Origin of the sequence: Sphingopyxis sp. RIFCSPHIGHO2_12_FULL_65_19 (genome assembly GCF_001830555.1) — a bacterium.
In the GTDB taxonomy this organism is placed as follows: Bacteria; Pseudomonadota; Alphaproteobacteria; order Sphingomonadales; family Sphingomonadaceae; genus Sphingopyxis.
Genome location: NZ_MIAM01000035.1, coordinates 21,377 through 27,434, shown reverse-complemented (window position 1 = coordinate 27,434; position 6,058 = coordinate 21,377). Strand labels below are relative to the sequence as shown.

Sequence of the window (6,058 nt, the reverse complement as noted above, 5' to 3'; positions counted from 1 at the left end):
CCGAGCGCATCGCGGAGCTGCGCGAGGTCACGCGGCCCGCCGCGACCCGCTACAAGACGGCCAAGCGCGCGCCCGGCATCGGGCAGCGCGCGCAGCGCCGCGCGCATGTCGCTGCGCCACAAGGCATCGCGCGCCAGGCCATCGACCAGGTCGAGCCGGTCCAGAATCGCTTGCCTGTCGGTGAGCGGGCTGGCGAGATCGTCGGCAAGCAGGCGCGCGCCGGCCGCGGTGACGGTGCGATCGATCGTGCCGAGCAGGCTGCCGTCGCGCGCGCCCGCCATCGTGCGGACAAGCTCGAGGCTTTCGCGCGTCGCCGCGTCGATCGCCATCCGCCCCGAGGCAAGGTGCCGCACCGGCGGCTGAAGAAAGGTCGGGCCGCCGGTGCCGACATGGTCGAGATAGGCGAGGAGCGCGCCCATCGCGGCGATTTCGCCGCGCCCGAACTGGCCGAAGCCGTCGAGCGTCTGGACGCCGAAAAAGGTTTCGAGGCGTTTTTGCGCGGCTGTGCTCGAAAAGTCCGAAGCCGGGCGGCGGACGATCTGCCGCGCCGACGAGATCGGCAATTCGTCGGCGCTCTCGCTGAGCAAAAGCTCCGAAGGCGCGAGCCGCGCGAGTTCGGCGTCGACCTGTTCGCGGCGCACCGCAACGACCTCGAAACGGCCGGTCGAAATATCGGCTGCGGCAATCGCCACCTCGCCCTCGCTGCCGACCTGCGCCAGTGCGGCGAGGCGGTTCGCGCTGCGCCCTTCGAGCAGGCTTTCTTCGGTGAGTGTGCCCGCGGTGACGAAGCGCACGATGTCGCGCGCGACGAGCGCCTTCGACCCGCCGCGCGCCTTGGCCTCGGCGGGGGTTTCGACCTGCTCGGCGATCGCGACGCGATGCCCGGCGCGGATCAGCCGCGCGAGATAGGATTCGGCGGCGTGGACGGGAACGCCGCACATCGCCACCGGCTGCCCGTCATGTTCGCCGCGCGAGGTCAGCGCGATGTCGAGCGTCGCAGCGGCCGCCTTGGCATCGTCGAAGAACAACTCGAAAAAGTCGCCCATGCGATAGAAGAGCAGGCAGTCCCCCGCCTTTGCCTTCAGCGACCAATATTGCGCCATCATCGGCGTTGCGGCGGGCGCAGCATTGTTTGAATTGGCAGCGGAGCGGGCGGTAACAGGCATATGCCTGCTTAGGGACGGATATGGGCCTGTGGCAAGCTGCGGCGCGCGGATAGCGGGTTCCATTTCCGCTTGGCGACGTTAGGGAAAGGGCTCGGGCGCGCGTCTGAACGAGTTTTGTTAGGGGATAGATGATGGACAGCGGCAGCAAGGTGCAATTTTCGGATCGCGAGGCCCTGCTTTACCACGAATATGGCCGTCCCGGAAAAATCGAGATCGTCGCATCGAAACCGATGGCGACGCAGCGCGACCTTTCCCTGGCCTATTCGCCCGGCGTCGCCGTTCCGGTGAAAGCGATCGCGGAGGACCCGGCCAAGGCCTATGATTACACGATCAAGGGCAATCTGGTCGCGGTGATTTCCAACGGCACCGCGATCCTCGGCCTCGGCAACCTCGGCGCGCTCGCATCGAAGCCGGTGATGGAAGGCAAGGCGGTGCTGTTCAAGCGGTTCGCCGACGTCGATTCGATCGACCTCGAGGTCGATACCGAAGATCCGCAACGCTTCATCGAGGCGGTCGAACTGCTCGCCCCCAGCTTTGGCGGCATCAACCTTGAGGATATTGCCGCGCCCAATTGCTTCATCATCGAAGCCGCGTTGAAAGAACGCATGAACATCCCGGTGTTCCACGACGACCAGCACGGCACCGCAATCATCACCGCCGCGGGCCTGATCAACGCCTGTTACCTGACCGGGCGCGACCTTTCGACGGTGAAGGTCGTCGTGAACGGCGCCGGCGCCGCCGCGATCGCATGCACCGCGCTGATCAAGGCGATGGGCGTGCGGCACGAAAATGTGATCATGTGCGACCGCAAGGGCACGATCTATCAGGGCCGCACCGAAAGCATGGACCAGTGGAAGTCGGCCCACGCGGTGCCGACCGAAGCCCGCGACCTGACCGAAGCACTGGTCGGGGCCGACGTCTTTCTGGGCCTGTCGGCGGCCGGCGCGCTGAAGCCAGAGATGGTGAAGGACATGGCGCCCGCGCCGATTATTTTCGCCATGGCAAACCCCGATCCCGAAATCTCGCCGCCCGATGCCCGCGCCGCCCGGCCCGACGCGATCATCGCGACGGGACGATCGGATTATCCGAACCAGGTCAACAACGTCCTCTGTTTTCCTTTCATTTTCCGCGGCGCGCTCGATGTTCATGCGACCGCGATCAACGAAGAGATGAAGATCGCCGCCGCCTATGCGATCGCCGACCTCGCGCGCCAGCAGGTGCCCGAAGAAGTGGCTGCGGCCTATGGCGGGCGCGCGTCGAGCTTCGGTCCCGAATATATCATCCCGTCGCCCTTCGACCCGCGGCTGATGGAAATCGTGCCCGCGGCGGTCGCCGAAGCCGCGATGAAGACCGGCGTTGCCCAGCGCCCGATCGAGGATCTTGCCGAATATCGCACCCAGTTGCGCGCGCGGCTCAACCCGACAACCTCGGTCCTCACCCTCGCCTATGAAGCGGCGCGCAACAATCCGAAGCGCGTCGTCTTTGCCGAGGGCGAAGAGGAAGTCGTGCTGCGCGCCGCGATCCAGTTCCGCGACGGCGGTTATGGAATCCCGGTGCTCGTCGGGCGCGAAGGGCTGCACGACAAGCTGCGGGCGATGGGCGTCCCCGACCCCGAAAGCTATGAGGTTCACAACAGCGTCAATTCGCCGCACGTGCCGCAAATGGTCGATATGCTCTACGAACGGCTCCAGCGCCGGGGGTATCTGCGCCGCGACGTCGAGCGGATGGTCAATCGCGACCGCAATATTTTCGGCTCGCTGCTCCTGAAGATGGGGCTCGGCGATGCGATGATCACGGGCACGACGCGCACCTATTCGCAGTCGATGCGCGAAATCCGCCGCGTGATCGACCATGCCGAGGGCAAGACGCCGTTCGGCATTCACGTTCTGGTCGACCAGCATCACACGATCTTCATGGCCGACACCACGGTCAACGAACGGCCGACGGCCGAGATGCTGGCCGATATTGCCGAGCGCACCGCGCAGGTCGCGCGCCGCATGGGCCACGAACCGCGCGTCGCATTCCTGTCCTATTCGACCTTCGGCAACCCGGAGGGAAGCTGGCTCGACAATATCCGCGAAGCGGTGTCGATCCTCGACCAGCGCGCGCCCGGTTTTGAATATGAAGGCGAAATGGCACCCGACGTCGCGCTCAACGAGAAGGTGATGAAAAACTATCCCTTCTGCCGCCTGTCGGGGCCTGCGAACGTGCTTGTCATGCCGGGACTGCAATCCGCCAACCTGTCGGCAAAACTGCTGCGCGAACTGGGCGGCGGTGCCGTGATCGGGCCGATGCTCGTCGGTATGGAAAAACCCGTTCAGGTCGCAACAATGGCGTCGACCGCGTCGGATCTTGTCACGCTTGCGGTGCTCGCGGCGGGCGGGATCGCCCAGTAACAAAAAGCGGCGGCGCCCGGGGCGCCGCCGCTTTTTGTCTTCGGCCAAAGCCTCGCGGCTTTACGGACCGCCCGGTGCGCCCGCGCCCGGTGCGCCCACGGCGCCGATATTGCCGAAAATATCCTCGAAGAAGCTGCGGTTGCGGCCCAAAGTCGGGGTCTTGTCGCCTTCGGGGCTGATCTTGCTGACCAGTTCGAGGCCGGTGCGATCGACCGCCGCGACATTGCCGGCAGCGTCGAAGCGCACGCGCAGCACCTGCTGTTCGACCGGACGCGGCTTGGCAAAGGCAAGCTGGCGCGTTTCGCGCGAAACATAATAATATTCGTTGTTGCTGAACTGTCCGACGAAGGTCGGGCGGCCGAGCGTCTTTTCAACCGATTCGCGATTGTCGACACCGGGGGTGATCGCTTCGGTCAACAGCGGGTCGACGACATAGCCCTGGCGCCCCTTCAACTGCGCGCAGCCGCTCGTGGCGATGGCGACGGCCAGGCCGAGCGCGACGAGGCGCGCGCGCCGGGCAGGAAAGGACATGATCGAATTCGGCATCAAATATCTCCGTTGCGCCTGTCCGCCGCATCTCTCGGCGGTCGGCGCTGGCTCTCGCGCCTCTTAACCGCAAGCGGTGAGCGCGCACAAGCCGCTTGTGCCGCGGCAAAGCTTGCCACAAGCTGACCGGAGCGCGCATCGCGGCGAGCGTTTGCGCCTCTTTCCGGATTGCGCGAATGCGCCTAAGCGAATGCGATGTTCTCGCTCCGCAACATCTTCCGCCCGCAACCCGATCCGCGCGAGGCACGCCGCCCGCTGTGGAACGCCGTCGTCGCCGCCGCACGCGCGCCGCACTGGTACGCCGACGGCAACGTTCCCGACACGCTCGACGGTCGTTTCGACATGATCAGCCTCGTGCTGGCGCTGGTGCTCCACCGGATCGACGAGGACCCGGCGCACGGGCTGGCAGGCGTCCAGCTTACCGAATTGTTCGTAAACGACATGGACGGCCAGATGCGCCAGATCGGCTTTGGCGACATGGTCGTCGGCAAGCAGGTGGGCCGGATGATGAGCGCGCTCGGCGGGCGGCTGGGCGCCTATCGCGCCGCCGATGGCTCCGACGCGCTGCGCGCCGCGCTTGTGCGCAACCTGTGGCGCGGGACCGAACCCGCCGAAGCGGGAATGGCGCATGTGATGACGGAGGTTGCGGCCCTGCGCGCGGCGCTCGCAGCGACGCCGGTCGGCGCGCTTGTCGTCGCCGACCGAATCGGCAGCACCCAGCAATGAGCGCCGCCGAATTTTCGCTGATCGTCACGCTCGCCGATGCTGCGCACGGCCGGGCGATTTCGGTCGAGGCCGATGAAGCGGCGCGCGGCCGGATCGCGGAGCGGCTCGGCCTTGTCGCGCTCGACCGTTTTGCGCTGGTCGCCGACGTCCGCCCGATCGCCGGCGGGATGGCCGCCAGGGGCCGTGTGGAGGCAGCGGCGGTGCAGGCGTGCGCCGCGACCGACCTGCCGGTGCCGACAAGAATCACCGAAGCGTTCGACCTTCGCTTCCTGCGCGATGTAGACGCGCCCGCCAGCGAAGAGGATGAGATCGAGATCGCCAGCGACGATCTTGACCTGCTGCCGCTCGATGGCGACCGGATCGACCTTGGCGAAGCGGCCGTGCAGACGCTTTCGCTCGCGCTCGATCCCTTTCCGCGCCATCCCGACGCGGCGCGCATTCTCGCCGAAAAGGGTGTACTCAGCGAAGAGGCGGCGGGTCCGTTCGCGGCGCTCGCCAAACTGCGCGGAACGCCCGGCGCCTAACGTTCTTCGGGCGCCGATTTCGCCTCTTCATCGACCAGGTCGGCGACGGCAGCGTCGAGTCCGGGCTCGTCCGTCGCGGCCGGTGCGTCGGCTTTCGCCTTGTCGGCGCCCTCGCTCGCCGCCTTTTCGTCGCGCGTCGGAGGAAGCGCGCCGCCGAGTGCAGCGGCAAGCCCGAGCAATTGTTCGCCGATCACCTTGTCGACGGCGGGCGCGATGTCGGCGACCTTGAAGCGCGTATAGCCGCCGACGACATAGTCGAAGCGCAGCGCGCTGCCCGTCGGCGTTTCCTTGATCTGGATCGTCAGCGTGCCGCTCAACGCCTCTCCCTGCAACGGGCCGAAAGCCCCCGACAGGCGCAGCAACTGGCCCGGTTTGGAAAAGAGGACGCGCGCGTGCTGGACGCTGCCGACACCCGCGCCGGTGTCGGGCAATTTTTCGCAGAAGCAGCCGCCGGCCTGCGAATCGAGCCAGAAGTTCGCGGCATCGCCCGACCAGCTATGCTCTTTCGACCACCAGCTTTCCGGCATCCGCAGCATTTTCCACACGTCGGCCGGCGACGCGGCCACTTGCGCCGTGTGCGCGACGGTAAAGCCTGTATCGCCCTGATCGACGACCTTCGCCGCCGCCACTTGCGAAAAAGCGAGCGCGCCAACGATCGCAGCGCCCGCGAGATATCCGGATATTGTCATCGGCCCGTTCC

Annotated in this window: 6 protein-coding genes; 3 read left to right on the top strand and 3 right to left on the bottom strand. The window is 66.5% G+C overall.

What is annotated here, in order from left to right; genetic code table 11:
* On the bottom strand, positions 1–1,106 hold a 1,106-nt coding region (locus A3E77_RS10850), incomplete at its 3' end, for a MutS N-terminal domain-containing protein (protein ID WP_458574439.1).
* Between the two features lie 191 nt (positions 1,107–1,297).
* On the opposite strand from A3E77_RS10850, the gene A3E77_RS10845 reads away from it, so the two are divergent.
* The gene (locus A3E77_RS10845) at positions 1,298–3,562 is read left to right on the top strand and encodes an NADP-dependent malic enzyme (RefSeq protein ID WP_293645767.1); all 2,265 of its coding nucleotides are present in this window, start codon (positions 1,298–1,300) and stop codon (positions 3,560–3,562) included.
* Between the two features lie 60 nt (positions 3,563–3,622).
* Here A3E77_RS10845 and A3E77_RS10840 read toward each other — a convergent pair whose 3' ends face one another.
* Positions 3,623–4,108, bottom strand: a complete 486-nt coding sequence (locus tag A3E77_RS10840; protein ID WP_293645765.1) for an outer membrane protein assembly factor BamE — start codon at positions 4,106–4,108, stop codon at positions 3,623–3,625.
* 195 nt (positions 4,109–4,303) lie between these two features.
* Here A3E77_RS10840 and A3E77_RS10835 point away from each other — a divergent pair, with 195 nt between their 5' ends.
* Together A3E77_RS10835 and A3E77_RS10830 are read left to right on the top strand one after the other, a co-directional pair.
* On the top strand, positions 4,304–4,834 hold the full coding sequence (locus A3E77_RS10835; protein WP_293645763.1) for a ubiquinol-cytochrome C chaperone family protein: 531 nt from the start codon (positions 4,304–4,306) through the stop codon (positions 4,832–4,834).
* A complete protein-coding gene (locus A3E77_RS10830; RefSeq protein WP_293645761.1) occupies positions 4,831–5,358 on the top strand; it encodes a YceD family protein in 528 nt (175 codons plus the stop codon). Before A3E77_RS10835 ends, A3E77_RS10830 begins: the two co-directional genes overlap by 4 nt.
* Here A3E77_RS10830 and A3E77_RS10825 read toward each other — a convergent pair.
* Positions 5,355–6,047, bottom strand: coding sequence for an SRPBCC family protein (locus A3E77_RS10825; protein WP_293645759.1), 693 nt, complete (start codon positions 6,045–6,047; stop codon positions 5,355–5,357). The genes A3E77_RS10830 and A3E77_RS10825 overlap by 4 nt on opposite strands.
* Between the last annotated feature and the right edge of the window lie 11 nt (positions 6,048–6,058).